This window comes from Arthrobacter sp. TJ-238, from assembly GCF_058269215.1.
Genome location: NZ_JBZCNH010000010.1, coordinates 66983 through 93788, shown reverse-complemented (window position 1 = coordinate 93788; position 26806 = coordinate 66983). Strand labels below are relative to the sequence as shown.

At 65.5% G+C, this 26806-nt stretch carries 16 protein-coding genes; 3 read left to right on the top strand and 13 right to left on the bottom strand.

The features are described from left to right. The 8 genes from AC4D2O_RS17875 to AC4D2O_RS17840 are packed head-to-tail and all read right to left on the bottom strand — an operon-like array spanning window position 1 to window position 9522. Window positions 1-1044: a sulfate/molybdate ABC transporter ATP-binding protein gene (locus AC4D2O_RS17875; protein ID WP_490908717.1), complete on the bottom strand. Its 1044-nt coding sequence runs from the start codon at window positions 1042-1044 to the stop codon at window positions 1-3. Beyond that, window positions 1044-1889 carry an ABC transporter permease gene (locus AC4D2O_RS17870; protein WP_490908716.1) on the bottom strand — a complete coding sequence of 282 codons (846 nt, stop codon included), beginning with the start codon at window positions 1887-1889 and terminating at the stop codon, window positions 1044-1046. The genes AC4D2O_RS17875 and AC4D2O_RS17870 overlap by 1 nt, the downstream gene beginning before the upstream one ends. After that, complete coding sequence (gene modA, locus AC4D2O_RS17865) at window positions 1879-2670, bottom strand: molybdate ABC transporter substrate-binding protein (RefSeq protein WP_490908715.1); 792 nt, start codon at window positions 2668-2670, stop codon at window positions 1879-1881. The genes AC4D2O_RS17870 and modA overlap by 11 nt, the downstream gene beginning before the upstream one ends. Before the next feature lie 2 nt (window positions 2671-2672). Next, window positions 2673-3077, bottom strand: a complete 405-nt coding sequence (locus AC4D2O_RS17860; RefSeq protein WP_490908714.1) for a TOBE domain-containing protein — start codon at window positions 3075-3077, stop codon at window positions 2673-2675. Window positions 3078-3114: 37 nt separating this feature from the next. Next, the gene (locus tag AC4D2O_RS17855; RefSeq protein WP_490908711.1) at window positions 3115-5349 is read right to left on the bottom strand and encodes an ATP-dependent DNA helicase RecG; all 2235 of its coding nucleotides are present in this window, start codon (window positions 5347-5349) and stop codon (window positions 3115-3117) included. Further along, the gene (locus AC4D2O_RS17850; RefSeq protein WP_490908710.1) at window positions 5346-6284 is read right to left on the bottom strand and encodes a DAK2 domain-containing protein; all 939 of its coding nucleotides are present in this window, start codon (window positions 6282-6284) and stop codon (window positions 5346-5348) included. The genes AC4D2O_RS17855 and AC4D2O_RS17850 overlap by 4 nt, the downstream gene beginning before the upstream one ends. Window positions 6285-6306: 22 nt before the next feature. Continuing rightward, a complete protein-coding gene (gene thiL / locus AC4D2O_RS17845) occupies window positions 6307-7278 on the bottom strand; it encodes a thiamine-phosphate kinase (protein ID WP_490908725.1) in 972 nt (323 codons plus the stop codon). A gap of 60 nt (window positions 7279-7338) precedes the next feature. Beyond that, the gene (locus AC4D2O_RS17840; RefSeq protein WP_490908709.1) at window positions 7339-9522 is read right to left on the bottom strand and encodes a heparinase II/III domain-containing protein; all 2184 of its coding nucleotides are present in this window, start codon (window positions 9520-9522) and stop codon (window positions 7339-7341) included. A 379-nt stretch (window positions 9523-9901) separates the two neighbouring features. Here AC4D2O_RS17840 and wecB point away from each other — a divergent pair, with 379 nt between their 5' ends. Beyond that, window positions 9902-11080: a non-hydrolyzing UDP-N-acetylglucosamine 2-epimerase gene (gene wecB, locus AC4D2O_RS17835; protein WP_490908724.1), complete on the top strand. Its 1179-nt coding sequence runs from the start codon at window positions 9902-9904 to the stop codon at window positions 11078-11080. After that, complete coding sequence (locus AC4D2O_RS17830) at window positions 11077-12798, top strand: heparinase II/III domain-containing protein (RefSeq protein ID WP_490908707.1); 1722 nt, start codon at window positions 11077-11079, stop codon at window positions 12796-12798. Before wecB ends, AC4D2O_RS17830 begins: the two co-directional genes overlap by 4 nt. A 291-nt stretch (window positions 12799-13089) precedes the next feature. Here the strand turns inward: AC4D2O_RS17830 and AC4D2O_RS17825 are convergent, their stop codons facing one another. Next, window positions 13090-14259 (bottom strand): glycosyltransferase, encoded by a 1170-nt coding sequence (locus AC4D2O_RS17825; RefSeq protein WP_490908706.1) that lies wholly within the window; start codon window positions 14257-14259, stop codon window positions 13090-13092. After that, entirely contained in the window at window positions 14256-16049 is a 1794-nt protein-coding gene (locus AC4D2O_RS17820; protein ID WP_490908705.1) for a glycosyltransferase family 4 protein, read from the bottom strand. Before AC4D2O_RS17820 ends, AC4D2O_RS17825 begins: the two co-directional genes overlap by 4 nt. Before the next feature lie 1018 nt (window positions 16050-17067). On the opposite strand from AC4D2O_RS17820, the gene AC4D2O_RS17815 reads away from it, so the two are divergent. After that, the gene (locus AC4D2O_RS17815) at window positions 17068-19539 is read left to right on the top strand and encodes a heparinase II/III family protein (RefSeq protein ID WP_490908703.1); all 2472 of its coding nucleotides are present in this window, start codon (window positions 17068-17070) and stop codon (window positions 19537-19539) included. Between the two features lie 66 nt (window positions 19540-19605). Here the strand turns inward: AC4D2O_RS17815 and AC4D2O_RS17810 are convergent, their stop codons facing one another. The 3 genes from AC4D2O_RS17810 to wecC are packed head-to-tail and all read right to left on the bottom strand — an operon-like array spanning window position 19606 to window position 26803. Continuing rightward, window positions 19606-20943, bottom strand: a complete 1338-nt coding sequence (locus AC4D2O_RS17810; RefSeq protein WP_490908702.1) for a tetratricopeptide repeat protein — start codon at window positions 20941-20943, stop codon at window positions 19606-19608. Between the two features lie 5 nt (window positions 20944-20948). Beyond that, a complete protein-coding gene (locus tag AC4D2O_RS17805) occupies window positions 20949-25511 on the bottom strand; it encodes a glycosyltransferase family protein (protein ID WP_490908701.1) in 4563 nt (1520 codons plus the stop codon). Window positions 25512-25552: 41 nt separating this feature from the next. After that, window positions 25553-26803 (bottom strand): UDP-N-acetyl-D-mannosamine dehydrogenase, encoded by a 1251-nt coding sequence (gene wecC / locus AC4D2O_RS17800; protein WP_490908700.1) that lies wholly within the window; start codon window positions 26801-26803, stop codon window positions 25553-25555. Window positions 26804-26806 lie beyond the last annotated feature (3 nt).

Sequence of the window (26806 nt, the reverse complement as noted above, 5' to 3'; positions counted from 1 at the left end):
CTACAGCGGGTAGATGCTTGCGTCCTCGTGCCGGAAGCCGACGAACAGCCGCATGCCCGGCGTGATGCCGAGGGCCACGACGTCGGCCGGAGGGACGTCCGCCGCCAGGCCCGCGGCGTGCACGCGCACCAGGTCGCCGCGGTGCTCGACGTCGTCGACCTCCGCTCCGATACGGCTCGTGCCGGGCGGCGCGTCGGTGCTCCGCGACACCGTCACGCTGCCTGGACGTACCGTCAGCGCGAGCCGGCGGTCCGCCGGGAGCGGTGCGACCGAGGGCACCTCGAGTCCGTTGTCCGCCCTGAATCCCTGCGTCGTTGCGTGGCCGTGCACGAGGTTCAGGCCCGCCAGGCGAGCACCGAACGCCGTGACGGGCTGCGTGAGGACCTCCGCGGTGACACCGGACTCGACGATCCTGCCGCCGTCGAGAATGAGGACGCGGTCCGCGAGGAGGAAGGCGTCGAGCGGGTCGTGCGTGACGATGACGGCCGAGCGGCCGCCGAGCACCTCCCGGAGCAGGGTGCGGACGGCGGGCGCGACGGCGACGTCGAGGGCCGCGAGCGGCTCGTCGAGCAGCAGCAGCGCCGGATCGGCGGCGAGGGCGCGTGCGATCGCGACGCGCTGGGCCTGGCCTCCCGACAGCTCGGCGGGCCTGCGACGGGCGAGGTCCTCCACGCCGACGCGTCCGAGCCACTCCAGGGCCCTGGCCCGGGCCGCGGCCCGGTGCACACCGCGGCTCCGCGGGCCGAACGCGACGTTCTCGAGGGCCGTGAGGTGCGGGAACAGGAGCGCCTCCTGCGCCAGCAGCGCCACCCCGCGGTGTCGGGGCTCCGTGACCAGGAGGCTACCGGCACCGACGTCGAAGAGGACGGTGCCGTCCAGTGTCGCCCGGCCGGACGTCGGGGCGAGCAGACCCGCGAGCAGGCTCAGCAGCGTCGACTTCCCGGCTCCGTTGGGCCCGAGGACGGCGAGGGTCTCCCCCGGTGCGAGGTCGAACGAGACGTCGAAGCCCCGCGCGGCCAGGGTCGCCGCGAACGTGAGGCCCATCAGCGGACGTCCTGCAGGGGGCGGGGAGAGGCGGGGGTGCCGCTCCCGAGGGGCCGCACTCGGTGCGCGACGCCGACGACGGCGACGGCCACCACCACGAGGATGAGCGAGAGGGCGACGGCGGCGTCCGGATCGGTCTCGCGCTGCAGGTAGACCTCGAGCGGGAGGGTCCTCGTGGTGCCCTCGAGGCTGCCGGCGAAGGTCAGCGTGGCCCCGAACTCGCCCAGGGCCCGCGCGAAGGAGAGGACGGATCCGGAGACGAGGGCCGGCAGGACCAGGGGCAGGGTGACGCGTCGCAGGACCGTCCAGCGTCCGGCGCCGAGGGTCGAGCCGACGGCCTCGTACCGCGTTCCGACCGACCGCAGGGCGCCCTCGAGGCTGAGCACGAGGAACGGCAGGGCGACGAAGGCCTGCGACATCACCACGGCCGCCGTCGAGAACGCGATATCGATGCCCGCTGCGCTGAGGCTGCTGCCGAGCAGGCCGCGCCGCCCGAAGGTGTAGAGCAGGGCGATCCCGCCGACCACCGGCGGAAGGACCAGCGGCAGGAGGACGAGCGAGCGCACGAGCCGCTGGCCGCGGAACGCCGTGCGGGCGAGCACGAGCGCCATGGGCACGCCGACGAGGACGCACAGCGCCGTCGCGGCGAGCGAGGTCCGCAGGCTGAGCAGCAGCGCCGCCTGCGCGCTGTCCGAGGTGACGAGGGGGACGAAGCGCGGCCAGTCGACGCGCAGCGCCAGGGCGACGACGGGCAGCAGCACGAACAGGCCGCCGACCACCGCGAGCGCCACTACCCACCGCGGGAGCAGCCCGGCATTCACGGCGGGAGCGGCGTCAGGGCGCACCGAATCCCGCCGCCTTGAGGACGGCCTGCCCGAACGGGCCCGAGGCGAACGCCACGAACTCCCGCGCGGTGGCGGCCTCGGCGCTGTCGGAGAGCGCCGCGATGGGGTAGGTGTTCACGATGCTGCCCGCCTCCAGGACCTCGATGCCGCGGACCGCGTCTCCTGCCGCCCGTATGTCGGTGACGTAGACGAGGCCTGCGTCGGCCTCGCCCGAGGTGACCTTGCCCAGCACATCGGTCACCGATGATTCCTCGCTGACGGGTGTCAGGTCCACGCCGGCAGCCCGCTCGAGTTCCGCCGCGGCCGCGCCGCACGGGACCTGCGCCGCGCACAGGACGGTCTTCACGCCGGGCTTCGCGGCGTCCGCGAGCGAGGTGATACCGGCGGGGTTGTCCGGCGGGACCGCCAGCTGGAGCGTGTTGGTGGCGATGTCGACCGGTGCCTCCGCGACCAGGCCCGCGTCTACCACCCTGGCCATGTTCCCGGCATCCGCGCTGGCGAAGACGTCCGCCGGCGCGCCCTCGGTGATCTGCGTGACGAGGTCGGACGAGCCCGCCACGTTCAGGACGACGTCCGAGCCGGGGTACGCCTGTTCGAACTCTCCGGCCAGCTCGGTGAAGGCGTCCTTCAGCGAGGCGGCGGCGAAGACGGTGATGCTGCCGTCGATCACGCCGGTGTCCGGGGCCCCGGCGCGATCGGGCGTCGTGGTCCCGCACGCGGTCGCGGTGGCCAGCAGTACGACGGCGGCGAGGGCGCGGCCGGACGGGTGGTTCGAGGGCATGGTCAGGCCTTCCCGGCGGGCGTCTCGATGATGACGGTGGTGGCCTTGACGACGGCGATCGCGACGGACCCCGGCTCCAGGCCGAGATCGCGTACCGCCTCGCTGCTCATGAGGGACACCACGCGGTGGGGTCCGCACTGGAGCTCCACCTGGGCCATGACGGTGTCCAGGACGATCTCGGTGACGATCCCCACGAACCGGTTGCGGGCGGACCGGCCAATGTCCGACGGGTCGCCGGGCAGCACGGCGTTGCGCTGCGCGAGCCGGGCGAGCTCCAGCGCCTCGACGACGGCCCTGCCCGAGGCGTCCCTGCTGCTGCCGAGGACACCCGCGTCGATCCACCGGCGCACGGTGTCGTCACTGACTGCGAGGAAGCGCGCGGCGTCGCCTATCCGTATCTGCGTCATGCAGGAGATGCTATCTCCTCAGCCGCGGAAGAAGATGCTAGCCCTTCTCGAGGAAGGCTTCCTTCTCGGGGTTGAGGTACAGCTCGATGGCGAGCGCCAGTCCCGGGTAGTCGTGCAGGTCCGGGTCCGCCGCGACGATGTCCTGGGCGTCGGCACGGGCCTTCTCGATGACCTTGCCATGCTGGGTGATCTTCAGGAAGCGCAGGGCCGATCGGCCGCCCGACTGCGAGGCGCCGAGGATGTTCCCCTCGCGGCGCAGTTCCAGGTCCTTCTGGGACAGCTCGAACCCGTCGGTGGTGGCGGCGACGGCGGACAGGCGCTCCCGGCTCGGATGCTCGGGGTCGAGCTTCGTCACGAGGAGGCACGTTCCGGCGTGCCCGCCGCGGCCGATGCGGCCGCGCAGCTGGTGGAGCTGGGAGATGCCGAAGCGGTCGGCGTCCATGATGACCATGAGCGTGGCGTTGGGGACGTCGACGCCCACCTCGATGACGGTCGTCGCGATGAGCAGCTGCACGCTGCCGTCGGCGAATCGCGCCATGACGTCGGCCTTGTCCTGCGGGTCCATGCGCCCGTGCAGCATGCCGCTCGCCACACCCTCGAGCTGCGGGACGGTGCCCAGGGACTCGAAGAGCCCGACCACGCTCGTGTGCTCCTGCTGCCCCCCTGGCTTCCGGTCGGCCGGCGGCTCGCCGTAGAGCACCTCCGGCGCGTCCTCGTCGGACCGGCCGTCGTCGCCGATCTTCGGGCACACCACGTAGACCTGTCGGCCGGCGGCGATCTCCTCGCGCGCCCGGGACCAGATGCGGTCGATCCATGCCGGGTGCTCGCTGAGGCCCACCTCGTGGGTGGCGATCGGTGACCGTCCGGCGGGCAGCTCGGAGAGCGTGGAGGTCTCGAGGTCGCCGAACACCGTCATGGCGACGGTGCGCGGGATCGGCGTGGCCGTCATGACGAGCACGTGCGGGGAAGTCCGGGCCTTGGTGCGCAGGGAGTCGCGCTGCTCCACGCCGAAGCGGTGCTGCTCGTCCACCACGATCAGGCCGAGGTCGAAGAACTCCACGTTGTCCGACAGCAGGGCGTGCGTACCGATGACGATGCCCGCGTCGCCCGATGCGGCGTCGAGCAGCGACTTCTTGCGCTGCGCGGTGGACATGGAGCCGGTGAGCAGCACCACGCGCGTGCCGTCCAGCGCGCCGCCGAGCATGCCGCCCTCGGCCAGCGGCCCGAGGGTCCGGGTGATGGACTGCAGGTGCTGCGCGGCCAGCACCTCGGTGGGCGCGAGCAGGGCAGCCTGTCCCCCGGCGTCGATGACCTGCAGCATGGCGCGCAGCGCCACCAGGGTCTTGCCGGAACCGACCTCGCCCTGGAGCAGGCGGTTCATGGGGTGGTCGCGTGCGAGGTCCTCCGCGAGGGTCCGGCCGACGTCGAGCTGCCCCTGCGTGAGGCTGAAGGGCAGCCGCGCGTCGAACTGGTCGAGGAGCCCGCCCTCGCTGGGCGGCCTCGCGGTCGCCTCCTCCCGGGCGGCGAGGGCGCGGCGGCGGGCGAGGGCGGCCTGCAGCACGAAGGCCTCCTGGTACCGCAGGCGGTGCTGCGCCCGGTAGGTGTCCTCGATCTGCAGGGGACGGTGCACGAGTTCGTAGGCGGTGGCGAGGCTCATGAGCTTGTCGCGCCGGGCGATGGACGCCGGCACCGGGTCGTCGAGGTCCGAGAGCTGCAGCGTGTCCAGGACGGTCGCTACGGCCTTGGCGATCTTGTCGCTGTCGAGCTTCTCGACCGCCGGGTAGACCGGGATGGGCCGGTTGACGTCCTCGGGGTCGTCGCCCTCGTCGAGCAGGGCGTAGCGCGGGTTGGTGAGCGACAGCCTGCCGCGGTAGACCGTCACCTTGCCCGAGAACATCGCCCGGACGCCGGGCCTGAGGTCGCGTGCTGCGCCGAACCCGTTGAAGTAGGTCAGGCTCATGCCGCCGAGTCCGCCGTCGGCGTCGGCGTCGTCGGTGATGGTGACCTCGAGCAGCATCCCCTTGCGGGTGTGCATCCTGCGGGAGTTGGCGGACTGCACGCGGGCGATCAGCGTGACCTCCTCGTCCACCGGGACCTCGGCGATGGGGGTCAGTTCCCCTCGCTTGAGGTACGTGCGCGGGAAGTGGTTGAGCAGCTCGCCGACGGTGGTGATCCCGAAGTGCTTCGCGAGGAGCTTGGACACCGGCCCGAGGCGCTTCTCGAGCGGGGCGTCTAGCTCTGAGGCGGTGGCCCGCGCAGTCCCGGGCGTCACCGGCTCGCTTCTCCCACCGGCGGGGTGGCGAGCTGCGTCACCGTGATGTTGACGGGCGTACCCGCCTCGTGGATGAGGGCCAGGGCGGGTGCCGGGTCGGGCACGTGCACGTGGACGCGCCAGCGGTAGCCCTCCTCGACCTCGGTGACGGCGCTCATGATCACCGAATCACCGATCTCGTCGAGGTGGAGCCGGAGGGTGGCGGCGTCGAGCGGGCTGAGGTTGATGGTGCACATGACCTCGACGCCGTCCGCATCACCGCCGTTGTGGAGGTGCGGTGCCTGGATGTCGTACCCATGGAGGCCGTCGAGCAGTTCGTCCTGCAGTTCCTCGCCGAGCGCGGCGGCGCGGAGCGCGTCGAGGATCAGCAGGAAGCCCACGCCGCCGGCGTCGACGATCTTCGCGTCCGTGAGCGGGCCGAGCTGGCTCTCGGTGCGCACCACGGCCTGCAGGGCCTGCTGCACGGACGCCCTGAGGGTGAACGCGAGAGCGGAGTTGCTGTCGTCGCCCGCATGACCGGCGGCGGCCTCCGCGGCCCCGCGCGCGCTGGCCTCGAGGACGGAGAGCATGGTGCCGGGCACGGGGTCGCTGAGGGCGGACCAGCTGCGGATCTGCGCGCGGTGCAGCGCGGACGCCAGGAGGGTGCAGGTGAGCCGTGTGGCGCCGTGCAGCGGCTCGGCGAATGCCGCGAGGAAGACGGCGAAGAGGGTCCCGGAGTTGCCGCGGGCATCCTCCATCGCGGCCCGGCCGGCGATGCTGAGCAGTTCCCCGAGATCGGACGTCCCGGCGTCGTGTGCGGCCCGCGCGGCGGAGCGGGCCGTCTGGTACAGGTTGGTGCCGGTGTCGCCGTCGGCGACGGGGAAGATGTTGATGGCGTTGAGGCGATCGCTGTGGTTGCCGAGGGATTCTTCGGCCCTGCTCAGCCAGCGCTTCATCGCAACAGCGTTGGCGGTGATCTTAGTGTGCAAAGTGATCCCATCCCCTGAGGACTGTCGCCCGTGACGCCAGTGTCACCAGCGGCGTGCCCGGCTCCACCGAGCCTACCGCAGTGAACCCGGGTGGGAGCAGGACGTCGCGGGGGAAACTCGCGAGCAGCCCGTGGTCCTCGCCGCCGCCGAGCACCCAGTCGAGGGGGTCGACGCCGAGCCGTGCTGCGGTCTCCTGCAGCGGGTCGGCGTACCGCTGGAGGGCGGCGGGATCGAGGTCGAGGCGGACGCCGCTCGCCGTCGCGATCCGGCCGGCGTCGCGGATGAGCCCGTCGGAGATGTCGAGCATGGCGCCCGCTCCGGCGAGGGCGGCCGCGGGTCCGGCGGCCAGCGGAGGGAGCGGCCGCAGCTGCGCGGCCACGAATTCCGCGCCCGCGGGCCCGAAGTCCTCGACCGGGCGGCCGTCCTCGAGGATGGCGAGACCCGCGGCTGCACGGCCGAGGGTCCCGGCGACGGCCAGGACGTGCCCGGGGACCGCACCGGAGCGGAGCACGGGCGCGCGCCCGGCCAGGGTCCCGGTGACGGCGGCCGTGACGACGATCTCCGCGCCCCGCCCCAGGTCGCCGCCGATGACACCGCACCCATCGGCGCGGAGCTCGCGGATGACCGCGGTCAGCCCGTCGGCGAGGGCCTCCACCCAGTCCACGGGCGTGGTTGGCGGGAGGGTGAGACTGACGACGAGGGACGTCGCCCGGCCACCCATCGCGTTGATATCACTCAGGTTCTGCGCTGCGGACTTCCAGCCGACGTCGTAGCCCGTGGTGCGGTGGCCATTGGGCCGGGAGAGCCGGAAGTCCTGGTTCTCGACGAGCGTGTCGATGCTGATCACCGTCCTGCCATCGGGTGCGGCGATGACGGCTGCGTCGTCGCCGGGACCCAGGACGACGGCGTCCGATTCCGGAAGGCGGGGGAAGATCTGCGCGAGGAGCTCGGCCTCGGTCATTTCTCCGACGAATTTGGGCACCGTCCCACAGTAGGGGCTAGCGCTGACGAATAACGATCACTACCAGACCGTCGCGACGAGGTTGAGGCTCGTCACGTTCGGCAAGGACAGTTTGATCACGGTCAGTCGGGCGCCCGTGCTCGAGGTTTCCGGCGCAGGTGAGCTCGTCAGGACAGCGCCGGCGGGCACTCCATCGAACCGGATGCTCGCGGTCTGTCCGTCCTTCCGCAGCACCACTCGCTTCGTGTCGTTGTTCAGACTCACGGAGGCATCTGTGACCCACTGCCAGTTCAACGAAAGCGATGCATCCGAGCGGACGATATCGGTGACGGTCATGCTGGTACTGCTGTGCGAGACAGTTCTCGACGCCGTTTGCGCACCGGGCAGGGCACTCTTCAGGTCGACGGACGCCCTGGTCGGGCTGAGCATCGTCGTCGGAGCTTTTGCCACGACCGGCTGATTCTGGTCGCCGAGCATCAGCGTCGAATGGGCGGCAGTCGTGGTCTTCCAGTAGCCCCAGCGGGCTGTATCGCCGTAGTACCCCGGGGGGCTGCCCTTTTCTCCACCCGGATCGACTGACCATTGGACACCGCGGCGTTCGAACGAAACGCTCCCAAGATCCAGGTGGGCATGGTTGGCAGCGTTGTCTCCTCCTTTGAGCATCGCCATTCCGACGGGCAGATGAAGGATGGCGAGTCCTGTCTGCGGATAGATGCTGGAAACCTTCGCGGGCACGGTCGACGACGGTGTCCACCACCACATCAGGTGTGCGTCGGGCTTGGCTTTGAGTTCGCGCGCAACCCACGCACCGATTGCCGGGTCCTTGCGGGAGTGAGCGTCCCAAGCCGGCACTAGGGGGCTGAAAGGGGTCGGATCGGAATCGGCGAAAGGCACCGGGATGTTGTTTGTGCCGGTGCTGTGTAGTGCGTACTGCGACATCTTCGACAGAGAGGGCATGGCCATCGGCTGCGTGGAGTAGGCGTTCGGCAACGTCGAGTAGAGCGTGGCCAGGGCGCGACTCTGGTACGTCCAATAGCCCGGACCTTCCTGTGTGCCCCCATCGGCAGTGATCATCTGCAGGGCCGGCTGGATCGAAACAAGTGATTCACGGGCCAACGCTGCGGCTTGGGCTGGGGACCTTTCCAGGAAGACGGAGGCCGCGACGAAGGTGGCCGCGTTGTGAATGACGGCGATGTTGGTGGGTGCTTCGACGAAATTCTCACGGTCCGCATGGAGACACGTCTGCGGACCGAGCCACCGAACGAGAACCGTCTCGTCGAGGTTCTTGGCGGAGGTCCAGTCCACGGCAGTTGCTGCTGCCAGGAGGAGATGCGAAGACTGCAACGTGTCCATCGACTCCGGTCCCGCTTCGATGATCGACTTTGCATCTGCTGCGAGTGCTGTACCGGCTTGCTTATTGCCTGCTTGCAGGAACCCGTAGCCCAGCCGCGCAACCCTCGGCGAGTATCCTGCGCGCAATTGGTCGAGGGTGAGCGTCTCCGTTGCCTGTGCAGTAGCTGCACGCAGCATCTGCTCGTGGATGGGCGTGATAGCTGCGTCGGGAACAGCCCGACCGTTGGCTGCTGCCACCAAAGCGTTGTTCGTGACGACGCCGGGACCGACGGCGGGAAGCTTCGGGGTGAAGCTGCTGCTCGCGCTAGGCAGTGCACAGCCGCCAGGGAAGCCGACCCAGCCCGGGGCTGTTGGAATGGCCGCCGACCCTGTTTCCAGAGCGGAGCGCCACGCCGGAGACTGGAGCGCACGGGGAGCACTCACTTTTCCGAGCACAGCGAGCTGATTGGTGGTGTCGGCTGCGGCAAGCGTCGTGAATGCTGCCGCACGCGTCTTCACGCCGTGGAAAGCCGCGGCGGTGAGCGAGTTGTTGGTGAAGGAATCAAGGGCCCTCCTCACCACGCCCTGCTGAATGGGGCGCAGGTCCTGCACCGCCTTCAAATGGCGTGCGCTGACGAGCACCGTATTGGCCCGGATCTTCTCGTTGTCGACCGCGGACGCCGCTGCGGTCATCGCCGCTTGCGTGGTTGCAGCCGTCACAAGGTCAGAGGCTTTCCGGAGTGTCAGGTCCCCTGCGGCGATCGCGTCTTTGACAGCCAGGCCGTCCGCCCTGGGCAAGAGTGCGATGTACGCACGGGTGTCCACGTAGTGGGACTTGGCAGCTGAAATCTTGGTTCGAAGTACCGCACGCTGTTCACTCAACGTTCCCGTAACCGCGGCTTGGACGTGCACACCAGCGTATGCAGGGACGGTCAAGCCCCCAGGAGGGATCGACGCTGAAAGAGCAATAGCGACGATAGCGGAGAAAAAAACTATGCGACGAGACACGAAACACCCCTTGCAATAGCCGGCCCAGCGCCGACGCCCCAGCTGGAATGCGGAGGTGCCCCGACTGTACGGCGGGGGGCATTAGTGCGGTATGGTTCGAACGAAGAACTTGGTGAATACTCGCGTTCCGCAAGGAGTCCGCAAGAAGTTTGCAAGGAGTCCGCACGAACAACGTCTGCTTTAGGCTCTTCGCCACATCGTGTGTCGGTCGGCGTCCTGCTCCGGATGGTTTAGGCTAACTTGGCACCTTCTAGGCAGTCAGGGGACGCGCGTGCACAAGATCATGCCCATCTATGGGACCAGGCCCGAAGCGATCAAGATGGCACCGATTATTGAGGCACTCAAGAAATCGGGCTCGTTCGACTGCGTCATCACCGTCACCGGACAGCACCGGGCCATGCTGGACCAGGTCAATGATCTCTTCCATATCCAGCCCGATCACGATCTGAACATTCATCAGCAGGGTCAATCGCTGAGTGCAATCATGACCCGCACCATCGACGGACTCGATCGGCTCTTCCAGACGGAGAAGCCCGCCGCGGTCATTGTTCAAGGTGACACGACGACGTCCACGGCCGCTGCCATCGCCGCTTTCTACCACGGGATCCCTGTCGTCCACGTTGAAGCTGGGCTGCGTTCAGGCAACCCGTTCTCACCCTTCCCCGAGGAAGGCAATCGCAAGATCACCACACAGATCGCGAGCCTCCATCTGGCTCCGACATCGACAAGCAAGGCCAACCTCCTTGCGGAGAACGTGTCTGAAGACGACATCGTGGTGACCGGCAACACCGTGATCGACGCCCTCCTGGACACCGTTCAGAAGCAAGTCCCGTTCTCCGACCCGCGACTGGAGGACCTGGCAGATTCAGGTCGGCGCATCCTTCTCGTCACCACGCACCGGAGGGAGAACCAGGGCAACGCCATGCAGGGCGTGGGGAGGGCGCTGGCCCGGATTGCAGACGCGGAGCCCGACCTGATCATCGTTCTGCCGGCACACAAGAACCCCGTCGTCCGGGAAGCCGTACTTCCCGCGCTGGAAGGCAAACCGAACGTGCTGGTGACGGAGCCACTTCCCTACGGCGAATTCACCCGGCTCCTCTCGATCTCACACGTGGTGCTCACCGACTCCGGCGGCGTCCAGGAGGAAGCTCCCAGCCTCGGCAAACCAGTTCTCGTGATGCGTGAGAACACCGAAAGGCCGGAGGCCGTGGAAGCAGGCACGGTCGTCCTCATCGGAACCGACGAGGAGCGTATCGTCAGAGAAGTGGATCGCCTCCTGAATGATCAGGAGCACTTCGATTCAATGGCGTTCGCCGTCAACCCCTACGGCGATGGTCGTGCGGCAGAGCGTTCCATCGCGGCAGTGAGCGCCCTGCTCGGGGTAGGACACCGGAGCGACGAGTTCGTGCAGCAGGGGTCCGACCGAGTGGAGCAGGGCCGAACGAATACGCCGGTCAGTTGAACGACTTCCCCCGGTTGCAGGGCCAGCTCTTCCACACCTACTCGACCTACTCGTCGCAGGACGCCGATGGCCCTACGCACATCGCTGAACTGCTCGCCGGGCGTCTCACACTGGCCCCGCACCCGAGCGTGGAGCTTGGACCGGAAATACGCTGGGACAGCGACCCGCTGGGCGACGCCAACTGGCGGTTCCAGTTCCACACCCTGATCTGGCTCGATCGGCTGCGGCAGCACTCGACCGAACAGGGCTCGCATGCGGGCATGAAGCTGTATGCGCGCCTGCTGAGGTCCTGGGTGGAGGAAAACCCTGTCAGCAACCCTGCGTCGGACTACTCCTGGTTCGACATGGCAGTCGGTATGCGGGCCATCGTGCTGTTGCACGGCTTGCCGATCCTCGGGGAGAAGGACTGGCTGATGGAAAGCCTCGAAAGACACGGAGATCACCTCGCGAATCCGTCGAACTACGAGGGGCGAGGAAATCACAGCCTCCATCAGGATATGGGGCTCATCGCTGTGGGACAGTTCTTCGACCGCCAGGACTGGGTGGACCTGGCGGTCAAGCGGATCGTTCTCATGTTCGAGGACGCGATCGACGATGAAGGCGTCACTCGGGAGGGTTCGATCGACTACCAGTATCGGAATTTCCGCTGGTACGAGGAGGCTCTCGATCGAATCGAAGCGGCGGGAAGAGAGCTTCCTCCTCATGCCGCGGAGCGATTGCGGAAGATGCCTGTCTTCATGGCCCATGCCACGTCCCCGTCGGGCAACTACGCCCTACTGGGCGACACGCTTCGACACCAGGCTCCGATCATCAAAGGGACCCCCACGGAATGGCCCAAGGACCTGAGCGCCGCACCGTCCGACACCGTCGCCGTTTTCAAGGCCGGATATCTCTTTGCCAGAGACAGGTGGCGGGTGACACGGGACGACGTCGATGCCGCCTACCTGACGATGAGATTCGGGCCCGGGCGGTCGACCGCGGTCCACGGTCATGAGGACGCCGGGTCGGTGACGCTTGACGCCTTCGGTGAGGAACTGTTGTGTGACTCCGGGTTGTACGCGTACGAAGCCGGCGATTACCGCCTTCACTTCCGTGGCCGGTCCTCACACAATGTGATTGACGTGCCGGGCGCCAAGTACTATCCCAGCGCCGACGCGAACCTTCTGTTCTTCGAACGGACGGAAGCGTTCGTCGCTGCGACGGTTCACGTGAAAGGGCTGCAGGGCACCACATGGCATCGGTCGATACTGTATTCGCTGAAGGACCGGTATCTCCTCGTGGATGACAGGGTGGTCCGCACCTCCGACGCCGAGATACAGCAGTTGTGGCATCTCCCCGTGCGGTCCGAGATCGAATTGGCCTCGGAGGGCGACCGTTCGAGGATAGCCACGCCGACGGGCACGCGGCTCACTCTTCAATCGATCGGTCACTCGCCCTACTTCAGCGTGAGGTGTGGAAGTGAGGAACCCATCGCTGGGTGGCGCAGTGAGACGTATCGGGAGAAACATCCAATTCCAGTGCTGCGCTTGAGTCAGTTCGGCAGTGCCGTACGCTTCACCACATTGATCACTGCATCGGGCAACGGAACCGACCCGTGCACTGTTGTATCCGCCAAGCGCACGTCGAAGAGCGTTGCGACGACTCTCAGGGTGGACGACGAGCTTCACCGCATTGTGCTGTCCAGCGATTCCGCCGACCTGCGAGTCGAACAAGCATGACCGTCTAAGCGCCCACGTGACGCTGGATGCGCTTTACGTTCGGAGGATGTCGGGCAGATCAGGAATTGACGTCACGCCTGGCGACCTGGGCGCTCGTGAGCAAACCAGATCCATTCCGGCGAGCAACGGATAGCCGCCCGCGCGAACGAATGCCTCTGCTGATCCCCGGCGGCCGCCCAACCAAAGGGGGACGTCACCTAGGCCTCCTGCACGCACGCACGGCAAAGCCTGAAAGCCGCGCAGCTCGGGAGGACGGGACCGTTCGGAAGAATGCACCGTCCTCCCGCTCGCCTACTGCAGTCGGCCGCGCAGTTCTCGGGCGAATCGCGCCCCGACGTAGGACGGCTCCAATTGCTGCAGGTGTTGCGCGACCAGCGGAGAAACATCAGTGGTGCCGAAACGTTCCGAGGCTGACCGTAGAGCGGATGAGAACGCAGTGGTTGTTGCATCCTCGACGAAGACCGTCGCCTCGGGAAGCAATCCTTCCCGCAGCACAGCGGTGTCAGCGGCCACGACCGGCAGGCCGAACGTCTGGTAGAGTAGCGCCGCTCCGCTGTTGAGCATCCGCTCGTAGTTGACGAGGCCGGCATCCGCAGCCCGCATGAAGTACTGCACCCTGTCGGCCGGAATCTTGGAACTGTCGATGAGCACCTGCGGATGTGCGAGGCACCGGCGAACGAACTCGGATGCCTCGGCGCTCTCATCCGGAGAGCCTGCAACCAGGAGTCTGTACTTCTGCCCGTCCGCCTCACGGCAGAGTGCTTCGAATGCGTCGATCGTCTTTCGCAGCCCCTTGTAGCTCTTGAGTGCCCCGAACAGGACGAACACGAACTCGTGCGGCCCGATGCCGAGAGCCACCCGCGCGTCGCTCCTGCTGATGTGGTCCTGGTAGGCGCCCTTATAACTGGGATGCGGCGAGAAGAGCGCCGAATCAGGATCGATCGCGACATAGTCGGCCATCGTCTGGATCGTGCTCTTCGACATGACGTGGATGACATTTGCTACGTCAGCCACTCGCTGTTGGATCTCCAGTTCGACATCGACATGGATGGCGTCATGGGGATAGAGATTGTGGACGGTCCAGATGATGTTCACACCTTGGTCGCGCAGGCGTTCGAGTCTGCCCACGATGCCCATGCCGAGTCCGCGCGCGCGTGCCGCGTCGGCTTCTCCGAAAGTCATCCAGGAGTTCCAGTGCAGGTGCAGACTGGTGGTCGCGGTCATGCTCCGGAACGGCGCGATCTCGCGGAAGGTCACCGGCCTCAGTATCGGCGCCACCGCGAATCCGTTTTCCGAGAAGCCCGTGTAGGTGAGCGACTGGTAGGGGTTCAAGCGGGCGAGCGGCGTATATCCGATCAGATCAGGAGACTCCCGCTGCGACGAGGCCTGAAGGAAAGCATCGAACAGCTCACCGCCTGGACTGTCTGCCTGAGGAACGAATCCATTGAAATGGACCTTCACAATTCTCCTTGCCGCGATGCCAGTTCGCCGAAGATCTCCTTGTAGCGAAGGCCGTTCAGGTCCCAGGTGCGCTCCTGCTGAACCCAGGTGAGAGCCTCGGAGCTCATTCGCTCCTGCTCCGCCTTATTGCCGTACAGACCGAGCAGTACGTCGACGAGACTGTCGGCATCACCCGGGATGAAGGAAGCGCCGCGCGTCGGTGGACTGGCGATCTCCATGAGGGCAGGCAGTTCGCTCACGATGAGGGGCTTACCCAGTGCTATGGCTTCGAACGGCTTGAGGGGCGTCACATAGGTCGCCGCACGCTCCGCGATGCGCGGCACGACGAAGAAATCGATCATGCTGTAGAAGGCAGGAATATCCACATGGTCCACCGGTCCGGTGAAGATGACGCGATCTTGGACGCCGAGCTGGACAGCGAGCGACTTGAGTGTCGCGAGACGCGGACCGCCACCGACCAGAACACAACGCAACTCACTCCCGCGGTCCTTGAGGATCCGAGCTGCCGTGATAAGGGTTTCCTGACTTTCACGATAGTGGTCCATGTTCGACACATAACCGAAAGTGGGGAACCCTGCGATCCCCAGGCCGTGTTCCTGAGGAGTCGGGCGCTCGAGTGGAACGAATGCATCCAGATCCACCGCATTGGGCACGATCTCGATCTTCTCGGGCGAAATTCCTCGGGAGATGATCTCGTCCCGCATGGAGTGGCCCAGGGTCAGCACGACGTCGGCCTCGCGCATGCACATCTCCTCCACCTGCATGCGTTTCCTGAACGTTTCGCCTTCCGCTTCCCTGGTGAGATCGTTCGTCCAGTTCGCCTCGAAGAACGATCGGACCTCGTAGACGAGGGGGACGCCAGTCGCGCGTTTGAGGGCGATTCCGACGAGCGCTGTGTCATAGCCCCGCCGGCCGGAGCTTGCGTGGATGACCGACGGCCGGAACCGCTTCACTTTTTCGTGTGCAAGTGTCGCGAAGAGTTGCAGAAAGCGGTCGGCGGGAAGATTGCCCTGATTGAGAGTGCCGAGGCTGAGCCTGAGGTGCTTCACCCCGTCGATCACCTCGACGTCCCGCGACGCGCCAGGAGTACCCGGGGCGGGAAAGCCCGGTTCCGTCACGACGATCGGTTCAAGACCGGCTTTGAGCTCGGCCAGGAAGTTCTTGTGGCTTCGTGATGTGAAGCCGTTCGAGAGGTAGGGACGACTCTCCTTCACAAGGTGCATGACACGCCCCTGTGTCCTGTCCCCCACATCGATGAGGGACTCGGTCAGCTGAGGCACCCACCCTGACACCTCCCGCAACCGTCCTTCGAGCCTCCGGATGGACTCGTGATCCGTCGTCCTGTCGAGATCCGCGATTTGATAGTTCAGCGCGAGAACCGAGGAAGCATTGCCCATCTTGGTGTAAAGGTTCCGTAAGCTCCGCAGAAATCCGAGGTTCTTCCGGTGGCGTTCCTGCAAACCCCTGGCCCAGACGTAGGCTGCATCGTAGTCGCCCGCAGCCACAAGGCTGTCGATTGCACCGGCGCCGTGAAGTTTCGAGGACAGCGCTGCATGCTCCTTCAGACCATGCTTGACGGGTGCGGGGTTCTTGGAAAGTGTGGCCCAGAGTTCTTTCTGGGTCGCATTCCCCGTCTTGATCAGACGCGCAATCTCCTGGTGGGCCGCATCCAATTGCTGCAGGGCCACGTGCAATTGTTCGGCGTCTGAAGGTACATCTGGATCAAGCTCCGGGTCGCCCGCCGCCGAGTGGTCACCCTCCGCCGAAACACGTCGATCATCTGTCTGCATATGAAGTAGTGCCCCAGTCGATTCATGTCGTCTTGAAACTAGCCGGACCATCGCCGTTCCGAATTGAGCATGTCGTGACGAAGGCCACCACCGCCTTGTATACAATATCACCGAGTACTGAGCCCTCCGTCCTTGGACACGGAACGAGTGGACCCGGCAGTCAATCGGGAAGTGCCCGAGGATCAGGCATTCACGATCACGCGGCGGGGCGGCGAGTGCAATTGCTGCGGCTCGTTGCAAGGGCGTCAATACGCGGTGTGAGGAAATCCGCCGTGGCGAGTAGTGCACCAACCCCACCGGAAGTGCCATACCGGCACAGCGAAAGCGGCTTGACTCGCGTGTCCGATCGGCCCGCTATGAAGCAGCGGCACTGCATGAGCCCATAAGTGCTGTGACTGGTTCAGTGGAGATGGCCGCATTCTCCGATGACGCGTGCTGCGCCGCCGCTCACTGTCTCCTACCAGCGGTTACTTCCAATTCCTTCTTAATTCGTAGCCGGGCGGTAGGACTCCGCGGGCCTGACTGGATGTCCGTGATGCGGCTTCTGCGGTGTGGTACGCGCCGGCCGTTTTCGTTCGAGGAAGTCCTCGCGTCGAGCAGCACGTCGCGCACATGACGATAGTTGTTTGCCCGGTAGCGGTACTCAGGCACCGTGTCGCGGGCGGGGGCGCCGTGCCCGACCCTCACGATGAGGTGAGCCATGGGCTTCAGTGGCGACCTTCACCCGGCTCCTTCGGACTAGGATGGTCCCTGTTGCCTCGACAGCGAGGCGAAATTGAAGCACCAGCGAAGCCATCATCCCAGAGGACACATGTTTCCCGACAACCGAATCGAGCAGGTGCGGGCCGTAGCACGAGAGCTACTGCCGAGAGCTCGAGGGCAGGAAGCCGACCGCAGAGCCCGGAGATTTCTGCAGCACGAGATCGTTGCATCGCGACTGCATCCGGATGCGGTCTTCGACGGTGGTGGCATGTGGTCGCATGATCTCCCGCGTGCGCACGGTAGGTATCTTCACGGGTTGTTGTTCTTCACCGATTGGGTCGATACCGTGTTGATCGACGAGCAGGTCGCCGAGGACGCGGCGGACGCAGCCCTGCGGGTGGTTCAGATCTGGGCCGAGCAGCATTCGGGCAAATCAGATTCCCCTGACATGGCCTACCACGATGAGACGACGGCCCAACGACTGATCAACCTCATCCTGCTCCGGTCGGCCATATCGCTCCGTTTCCCTGACCGATCGATGAGCGTCATCGATTCGCTCATGAGCGAGACCGCCGACATCCTAGCTCGAAGCGACTTCCACGCTACGGGCAACAACCATGGAATGTTCCAGGACCTGGCACTGCTGTACTGGACCATTCTTGCCGCAGAAGACGACGATCGTGTTCGTGAACCGTACTTCGAACTGGCTTTGGAACGGCTTGCTGAATATTTTGCAATATGTTTCACCCCCGAGGGCGTACATATTGAAAACACGCCGACTTATCACCTCATGGTGAGCAGGCAGCTGTTCAATGTGTGGAGAATTGCGTCCGCAGCCGGGCACGAAGTCGCGCCTTCTCTTCTGAGCCTACTGGAGAATGCAGAACGCTATGCCACGCATGCGATCATGCCTGACGGAGTTTATCCTCCTATCAGTGATACACAGCAGAACAAAATCGAACGATCGGGTGCCCTGGGCGTCTTTCGGAGTCCCGAGTTCGCCTACGCCGCATCGGAGGGTCGACAAGGCGTAGCTGCCACGGCCAGGACATTGGTTCTACCGAACTCCGGCTACGCGATCTATCGCAGCGCATGGGGCGACCCCCACGCCACGTTCGCGTTCTTCTCCGCCGCATACAACGCCGACTACCACAAGCACTCCGATGACCTCAGCTTGTTCCTGCGCAGCAGCGGCGTGGATCTGCTGAGCGAGTCCGGACCCTACAGCTACGACTACAAGGATCCGTTCTCCAGGTACGCCTACTCCCAGTTCGCTCACAACAGCCTCGTGGTCGACGGCACGAGCCTGCCGAGGACCGACAAGCGTGCTGATCGGGTGACCCTGCGAACCGTGGAAGAGCGTCCCGACGGCTTCGAGGTCATCGGCACGAACGGTCGATACGACGACGTGGTGCATCAGCGCACCCTCGCGGTGAGGGAGTCGTCCGGAGTCCCTGTGATGGATGTCCACGACTCGGTCACCGGCACGGGCGAGCACACGTATCAGCTCCTGTGGAATCTCGGAACTGAGGTCTCGGTGATCCTGCACGGGCAGGGTTTTGAGCTCTTCCACGGCGGTCAGAAACTGATGGACCTCCTTGTCGAGGCCGACGTTCCCCTTACTCTCAGTGTCCATGAAGGAATCGGAGGCGCGCGCCCCCTGGGGTGGCGCTTCCCGAAGTTCGGCCACGCGGTTCCGGCTGCTGTCGTCGCCGTGGCGTTCAGAGGTCCGAGCGCTCAACTGACCACCAGAATCAGGCTCGGCGACGACTTCAACTACAAGGAGCGGATTTCCCCGGACCGCTCGGAATGGTTGCTTTTCTCGGGCGAGGTGTCGCTCAACTACCAGTTCCGCCCCGGCCGAGGCACCAGGGGAAGGGAGCACCTGGCAGTCGTCTTCAGCGCGATCAGCCAGCCCGGTGACTTCACCTACAACTACAGGGCGACGATCGATGAGGTTGGAATCAGCGCTCTGTACATCCTGGACGACTTCGGCGACCAAGGCGCGTACTACCACTCGCAGCACCGGTCGGAGGCGATTTTCCGCACCGTCCAGGCACTGATCACGACGATCGCCGAGGAGCACGGCATCGGCACCGACAAGCTTGTCGGGGTCGGCTCCTCCAAAGGCGGAGCCGCTGCACTGCTGCACGGCATGGCGCTTCCCTTCGGGCGGATCATCGTCGGCGCCCCCCAGGTTCGGATCGGCACTTTCCTGGACGGTCCGCATCCGAACATCCTGCGGTTCATGGCCGGCTCGACCACCGAGGAGGACATCGTGCATTTGGATGGAATCATGCGCCGCACCGCCGCCGCGGCTGGCAGCATCCCTGCAACCTCGATCCTCGTAGGCCAGAACGACCATCATCTTCCCTACCACGTCGAACCGCTGATGGCCGACCTGGCAGAACTCGGTCTTCCCGGCCCGGTGGTAACCGTACTTCCTGATCTGTCCCACGCCGACATCGCGTCGATCTATCGCTTGTTCCTCGCCGCCAATCTGGAACAGTTCGTGAACGGAAAGAACGAAGAGGCGCTGCCGTATCGCCTGACGGCGGACGGGAGCGCGGGCACCCTGCGTCTCGCGGCGCATGCGCCGGTCGGAGTCCAGCTGGCTTACCGGCTCTTCCGCGAGACGGAAGTCGTGGCCCGGCGCGGCTACACCGACCGCCAGATGGTTGTCTTCGAGGGCCTGGCTCCGGGCCGGTACCGCATCCGCATCTACGGGCGATCCAGCAATGGAGGGGAGTCGACCGCCTTTACGACCCACTGGATCACGCTGGAGTAACGCGGAACCGGACTCGACCACCCGGAGACCGACGGCTCGCCGCGGGCCTCTCCCCCGGCTCCTCGATCATCCCGGCTTCAGCTTGTGCCCGCCGATGCGGCCGATCGTGGAGTCACCGAAGTCCACACTCGCCACCAGCGGGAAGTCCAGGCATTTGATGTCGAGTGTCGGGGTGTAGCGGCTCGTCTGCCGGACCGACACGCCGACGGTCTGCGCGACGCTGCGCGCACTCGTTCCAGGAATTATCCCGTAGGCCGCGATCTGGCTGTCGATGTGGCTGAGCACCTTATCGATCTCGACAGCCTCGCTGAGTCGTTCCGCTCCGCGCCTGGAGAGCAGGTACCCATCCGTTCCCCATCCTCGAGCTGCCTGGGGCTTGTCGCCCAGCGTGTCCCAGAGAGAACTGACAGCCGTGGACAACTTCTCGCCCGCTACTGCAGACATCCGCTCATTGACGAACAGGACATCGAAAGTCCCTGCGCTTTCTGCAATGGCCGCCAAGGAGCGCCAGGTGTACGGCAGTCCGTCATCCTCGATGAACAGGGCATGGGTTTCCGTTCCCTCGAGGAACCTCTTCCACATGGAGATGTGACCCAGGGCGCATCCGAGCGCCCCTGCGCCGATTCTCCGCCCCCTGTGGGCTGTGATACTCGGGAGATCAGCAGGATCGATTGCACGGCCGTCCACCCCGTCATGCCGTTGCGGGACGATGTCGAACTTGCCGTAGAGATGATTCAGCAACCTGAGCTTTCGTTCGTCCTGCGGCATGTTCAGCACGTGTACGGGGATCCGAGCGTCCTGGCCCCTGTACTTCGCCGCATACTCGGCGCGCTTGGCCAACGCTCTGTCCGCGAACTCAGCCCTGGTGTTCCCTCGCTGCGCGAGAGTCCGATCGACGAATGGCCAGAAGCCGCAGAGGGCAGCCAACTCGGCGAGCTTCCGTCCAGCCGGAGTCGAGGCGTCCACCTCACCGGAATCACCGACCATGGCCAGGCGCTCGACGGCAGCTTCCACCCGATCTGCAGCGATCATCGTCTCCACCAGGAACACGAGGATCCCCGTGTTCGTCGGCCAACGATGATGCGCGTCCAGGAGGAAATCGGCGGCGGCCGGATAGTTGCCGGCTCGCCGTGCCGCAAGCATCCCGGCGGTCGCATAAAGATCTGCCGGCAGGCCGGTTCCGCTCAGTTCCTCCAGCCGCCCTGTAGCCGCGGCCAGTCCCTCGGACACCCGCACGTAGTCGATGTAGTTCCGGAAATCGACGCGCACCCCGTGGGTGATGGCTGAACCGGGTACAGCGAAGCGTTGGACCAGCTCCCCGGCGTGGGCCTCGAAGGCTTGTTGCTTTTCGGGGCTCATCTCCCCCTGATACATGAGTTGTCGGCCGAACTGCTTGGCATCCATGACGCTCAGCCTCCGACTATCGACCGGTTGATCCGGTCGAGCACCAGAGGCTCCGAGAAGTTCTGCTCCGCGTAGTGCTGCGCCTCGGAGGCCGCCTCGGTCCATGTCTCTTGCGAGGCGGTCTTCTCGAGGATTCGCTGTGCCAGGTCTTTCGTCCGGGCTGCGAGCCATGAGGTCGGGTAGATCTGGTCGGCTCCCGCCCAGGCGAGGGAAGCCGGCAGAGCCCCGGATGCTGCACCGTCTGCCAAGGTGAGGTGGAACGACTCGAAATCGCTCACGGAGAGCACTGTCCCGATCTTGCGGTACCACGACGCCATGTCGTCGCCCTGAGGGTCGAAGGTGACCGCCCCTTTCAGCAATGGATCCTCTTCGATCCTGCGGTACTGCTCCACGTAGTAGGCGAGTTCGTCCTCACGTGAGGCCATCCACGAGTAGTCCTCCGGTCGCTTTCCCTTGATGAACAGGGCGTAGCGTTCGTTTACTACGCGCAGATCGCGCAGCACGTCGAGTGCCAGGTCGAGCCGCTTCCGCTGGGGTACGATCCCCACGAGTCCGAGATTCCATCGCGCGCCGGCGGACTTCGACTGCTTGAGGCCTGCCACGTCGACGACATTCGGGATGACGCGGATCTTGTCGTGCGGCACCCCGAAGTCCCGCTCCGCGATGCTCGCGATGTGCTGGCCGACGAAGATGAACTGTTCGACAGCGCGGACATCGACCTGCTTCAGATACGGGGTGTGGATCTCCTGGAGGTGGACGCGACAGATCAGTCGCTGATCGGCCCTCTTGTTGCGGGAGAACCATACGGCGTTGCCGAGGGTCCATTCGCAGAAGATGACGTCTGCTTCGGCCAGCTTCCTCCGGCTCTCCTCCTCGTCGTGCTGGGAGTGCCCCTGCCATCGATCCAGGAGGACGCGATGTCCTTCCGATTCGAGTGCTGCGATGATCCCGCCGGCGAACTTGAGATCGTGCCCGGCAACGAGGACGCAAAGCCGCCGCTTCGCGGCCGGGTTCAGGGAGCCTTTCCTGGAGTCGTCCTGCTGCAACACTCTCCGGCGAAGCACCAAGGGCTCCGCCGCCGCATCCGCGTCCACTGCAGAGAGATCCGCTGCGTATGTGCCGGCATCGCCCTCGTCGAACTGGGTGAGCCCGTGCCCCGGCACGGAAAGGTTGTCCTCTGCATACCGTGCGGAACTCCAGCGATGGAACTTCCGCGAATGCAGGAGGTCCTCGTAGAAGGTTCGGTCGATGCGGGTTCCTCGCAGGTGGCCGACCAGCGACACGCCGGAGTCCACGAGCGCTGCCAGAGAGTCCGGCGAGTGGGCCTGGACCGCGATACCCTCAACACTCGCGGAGGACGTCATCGAGGCCGTGTCCTCGACGAGAAGCACCGACGGCCGGACGCTCTGGTTCGCCAGTTGCCGCGAGAGTGCCGACGTCAGGGCCGGAACGACAAGGGCGTACTTCTCGAGCGCGGGCATTCCTACCTCGAGGCCGGCGGTGCGGAGAACGTAGGCCAGGCGATGCGCAGCGGTGTGGCTGCGAAACACGGTGCGCATTGCTCGCCATGCATCCGCATTCCTCGCCTCTTCGTCGGTCATCCAGTAGGAGACGAGCGCGCGGGCCGCCGACTTGTCCTCCACCACCGGAACTGCTCCGTCGAAGAGCCTCTCCACACCACGTCCGGGCCCGCTGATGACACAATTCCCACTTGCGGCGATCTCGAACACCCGGCGGGAAAACATGGTCCCGGACGACCGGACCGAGTTGACGTTCAGGTGGACCGGATGGGTCTTGTACGCCTCGACCATCTCGGTGTAAGGAAGCCCGCCCCGCACGTAGGGGAGCAGGTCCGCCGGAAAGTGGTAAGGGCTAGCAGGGTTGTCGAATTGCCGGTCATAGATGGTCAGGCCCGACGGTACTGACGCGTCCAGCAATCGATGAAGCTGACCCGACCGCTCCTTGTAGCGATCGCCGTAGTACGATCCCGCGTAGCAGACGGTGTGTGAGTAGGGCCGTGCGCCCATCATCGGGTTGTGCAGTGCCGGCTGAGCGTAGAACGGCAGTGACGCCACGGACTTGAGATGCGGTCCTGCCGCCTTCAAGTAGGCAGGGATCGATCCGTCGTCGCTGGTGAAAACGTACTCGAACTCCTGGGCGGTCCGCTTGAACCGGTTGATGTGGACCGGATCCTCTTTGTTCCAGAAGATGGTCGGGATAGCGTGCTCCCGGCAATGGGCGACGAGGGCTGCCAGTTCTGCGAAGGAATCGTCGTCGTAGTAGCCGATCTTGCCCCGCCAGAGACCGTCATTCCCCTCCCACGCCGATTCGACGAACAGCGCATGGATGGGGGTCGAGTCCAGTTGGCGCTTCCACTGGGTCGGGTCCAGCATCAGGAGGCGGATGTCGGGCCCGAGACCGGTCCGGGTGAATTCATCGGCGATGATTCCCAGCGTCAGGCTGCCGAGACCGGTTCCTTCGGAACCGGATGGGGTTGGAGCGTCGGTGAAGGAACCCAGGGCTGTTGCACCCACCTGGTCCCACGTCCGCGCGGCCACAGTCCATAGCCGCGCCCGGCGTCCCATTGCTTGGCGCTGTTCCGGGTCGCTCGCGAGATCCTCGAGGACCGCGGCGAGCTGCTCTGCATTTCCCGCCTGGAAGAGCCGGGCACGATGGCCATCGGTCCCGGCGAGATCCCGGAGCGGAGCGAGATCCGAGAGCACTACAGCTTTGCCGGCGGCCATGGCCTCAAGGGGCTTCAAGGGCGGAACCATCTCGGTGACAGGTAGGGAGAGCCTCGGGCAGGGCATGATGTCGAAGACACTGACGAAACGGGCCACCTCGGCCGCCGGCACTCTTCCGGTGAAGATCACGGAGTCCGTGAGTCCGCCCTCGTCCACGGTGGTCTTGAGTGCGGCAAGTGCCGGGCCGTCTCCGACGATGACCGTCGTGGTCCTGACTCCCCGATCGAGCAGGAGTCGCACGGCGGCCAGCAGGGTCTGCAACCCCTCGTACTCCACCAGGCTTCCGGCGTAACCGATGACAGGGCGACCCGGCTCAAGCTTCAAACGGGCGAGAGTGCTCTCGTGCGGAGGCATCTCCGTGAATTCGTCGGTGTCGACCGCATTCGGCAGGATGCTGATCCTGTTGCCGTCGGCACCCCGCCGGATGAGCTCGTCGCGCACCTGCGGTGTGATGGCGAGGATGGAGTCCGCACCCGAAGCGACAAGCACCTCGAGCGTTCGCGCGAGCCGGAACCGATCCGAGGCATTCCACGCCGCCTTCGTCGACGCTTCAGTGATTTCCCAGAGTCCGCGCACCTCGTACGTGAACGGCAGTCCCAGGCGTCGGGCAGCGATCAGCGCGGGGAGAGCGGTCACGTAGTTCGACGCCGCATGGATACGCTCCACCCGGTTCCGGATGGCCACCTGAACGTAGTGATCGGCGGCCTCCTGGAGGTAATGGTCCAGCCGGCCCTGGGTCCAGCTCGGACCGCTGCTGAAGTGGTGGACCACCTCGTCGAGAGTCTCCTCGTAGCTTTGCGAAGAGGACGGAGGCCTGTCGGTCTTGACGTCCCATGGGTAACCGGGCCGGGCCGCGACCAGGATCTCTCCGCCGGCGTTCCGTAGTCCGCGAATCAATCCGCTCGTCCGCGTCGAGTAGCCGTTGGAATTGTAGGGCGACACGCTGTGGGCGCAGTACATGATGCGCCCGCGCTCCGCATCGTACCCCGGGTTCGGCTGCCGCGGCGGGAGTGGGACCGATTGCCTGAGGAGGGCCGCCTGTCCGACGACTGCATCGATCAGTTGGGTCTCCTTGGCAGCGAGGTCAACCAGCACACCGGAATGGGAGGCGATAAGGGCGGCCGGGAGGAGAATCTCCCCGAGCACGAAGTAGCAGTGCGAGACAAGCCTGTAGACGTTGTGCTTCGACGGGTCGGACTCCACCAATGCCTGCAACTCGGCCTTGCGGGCGATCGGTCCGTCGGCCGACAGGCTTGCCACCTGGGGCAGGGCTGTCGCCGCCGCGGGTAGCGAGGTCGACTGCCGCGGAGCGGACTGAGGGCCCCCACCGACGCGTGGCGCCGACGACTGCGAGGGAGGAACTGCGGTGGTCTTCGTCACGTACGGTGCGGAGGAACCCTGGGGAAGCGCAGCGGGCGCCGCTGCTGGAGCGAGCTTGCGGGCGTAGCCCGTCACCGCATCACGCGCTTTCGACGCACTGCGGACGGGGAGCGTGGCAGCCGTTCCGATCCGGTATCGCCACGACCCCCGCAGCGCTTCGAGTGTCCTGCGCAGGCTCTCCCTCTCCCTGCGGAGGCTTTCCTTCTCCTTCTGCAGGGTGTCTTTCTCCCTGCGGAGCGCCTCGGCCTCGCGCCGGAACCGCACCGCACGCGACCGCGTGCTTTCGAGATCTTTCGACAGCTTCTCCGCCCTGGTGCGGGTGGCCAGCTCCTTCTGCGTCAGCGCGTGATAGTCGCTGATGAAGCCGTCGAGGTCTGCCAGGTACTCGGCGCGCCGGGCAGCCTCGACCGGCGACACGGAAGTGCGCTCGTCTTCGTATTTCACAGGTTCCTTTTGGAATGGTGGTGCACTGCTGTGCCGGACGGCTAGCGCCAGATCCCTCGTGTGTCGATGACCGTCTTACCCTCGAGCACAGAGCGGTCCAATTCGCGGAAATCGTCGTGATCAACGAGCAGGAGGACGATGTCTGCCGACTTGATGGCCAGCTCTGTCTCCATCAGTTCCACGTTGCGGAGGTTGCGCAGGGACGCCGGCAGCTCCGCCACGTGCGGCTCGGCCACCAGGATCCGATTCCCAGGCAGCGTATTTCCCAGCTCGCTGACGATCCCGACGGACGGGGATTCGCGAAGGTCGTCGATGTTCGCCTTGAAGGCCAGGCCCAGAGTGGCGACCACCGCGTCCGGACCGGCCAGCGCAAGCGCAGCCCGCACTCGGTCTACGACCCACCCGGGCTTTGCATCATTGGTCAGGCGGGCCTGCCGGATAAGCCGCGATTCCTCGGGTGCGGCCGACACGATGAACCACGGGTCGACGGCGATGCAATGCCCGCCCACCCCGGGACCTGGCTGGAGGATATCGACCCGCGGGTGATGATTGGCGAGTTCGATGAGCTCCCACACGTCGATGCCGACCTTCTCGCTGATGACGGACAGTTCATTGGCGAACGCGATGTTGACGTCGCGGTAGGAATTCTCGACGAGCTTCGCCATCTCCGCCGTGGTTGCATCGGTGAGGTGGATCTCGCCCTGGCAGAACACGTTGTAGAGCTTGCGCGCCATCTCGGCCGCTTCAGGCGTGATCCCTCCGATAATGCGGTCGTTCGTGACGAGTTCGATCATCACCCGGCCCGGGAGGACCCGCTCGGGGCAGTGCGCCACGTGAAGTACCGGCTTGTCATTCTCACCGGTCAGGCTGAGGTCAGGGCGAAGGCTGAGGAGGAAGTCCGCGAGATGTCGGGTCGCACCGGGAGGTGAGGTGGATTCGAGGATGATCAGCTCGCCGCCCACGAGTTGCGGTGCGATACCCCGGGCAGCAGCCTCGATGTAGCTGAGGTCGGCCGTCTTGTCGGTGTTGAAAGGCGTCGGTACGGCGAGGATGTAGGCCTCGGCGGTCGGTGTCTCGGTCGTTGCACGGAGATTTCCCTGGCTGACCGCGCCTGCGACGTGGATGTTGAGGTCCGGTTCAACAAAGGGAACCTCTCCGCGGTTGATCGCAGCAACGTTGGCCAGTTTGATATCCACGCCGACCACGTCGAGACCATTCGTGGCCAGGATTGCGGCGGTCGGAAGACCGATGTAGCCGAGTCCGATGACCGCTACTTTTTCGATGGTGTTCACAAG

Excerpts from the sequence above, each read along its gene's own strand:
- AC4D2O_RS17875 (WP_490908717.1), bottom strand. The coding sequence starts at position 1,044 with ATGGGCCTCACGTTCGCGGCGACCCTGGCCGCGCGGGGCTTCGACGTC.
- modA (WP_490908715.1), bottom strand. The coding sequence starts at position 2,670 with ATGCCCTCGAACCACCCGTCCGGCCGCGCCCTCGCCGCCGTCGTACTG.
- AC4D2O_RS17860 (WP_490908714.1), bottom strand. The coding sequence starts at position 3,077 with ATGACGCAGATACGGATAGGCGACGCCGCGCGCTTCCTCGCAGTCAGT.
- AC4D2O_RS17850 (WP_490908710.1), bottom strand. The coding sequence starts at position 6,284 with ATGAAGCGCTGGCTGAGCAGGGCCGAAGAATCCCTCGGCAACCACAGC.
- thiL (WP_490908725.1), bottom strand. The coding sequence starts at position 7,278 with ATGACCGAGGCCGAGCTCCTCGCGCAGATCTTCCCCCGCCTTCCGGAA.
- wecB (WP_490908724.1), top strand. The coding sequence starts at position 9,902 with ATGCCCATCTATGGGACCAGGCCCGAAGCGATCAAGATGGCACCGATT.
- AC4D2O_RS17820 (WP_490908705.1), bottom strand. The coding sequence starts at position 16,049 with ATGCAGACAGATGATCGACGTGTTTCGGCGGAGGGTGACCACTCGGCG.
- AC4D2O_RS17810 (WP_490908702.1), bottom strand. The coding sequence starts at position 20,943 with ATGGATGCCAAGCAGTTCGGCCGACAACTCATGTATCAGGGGGAGATG.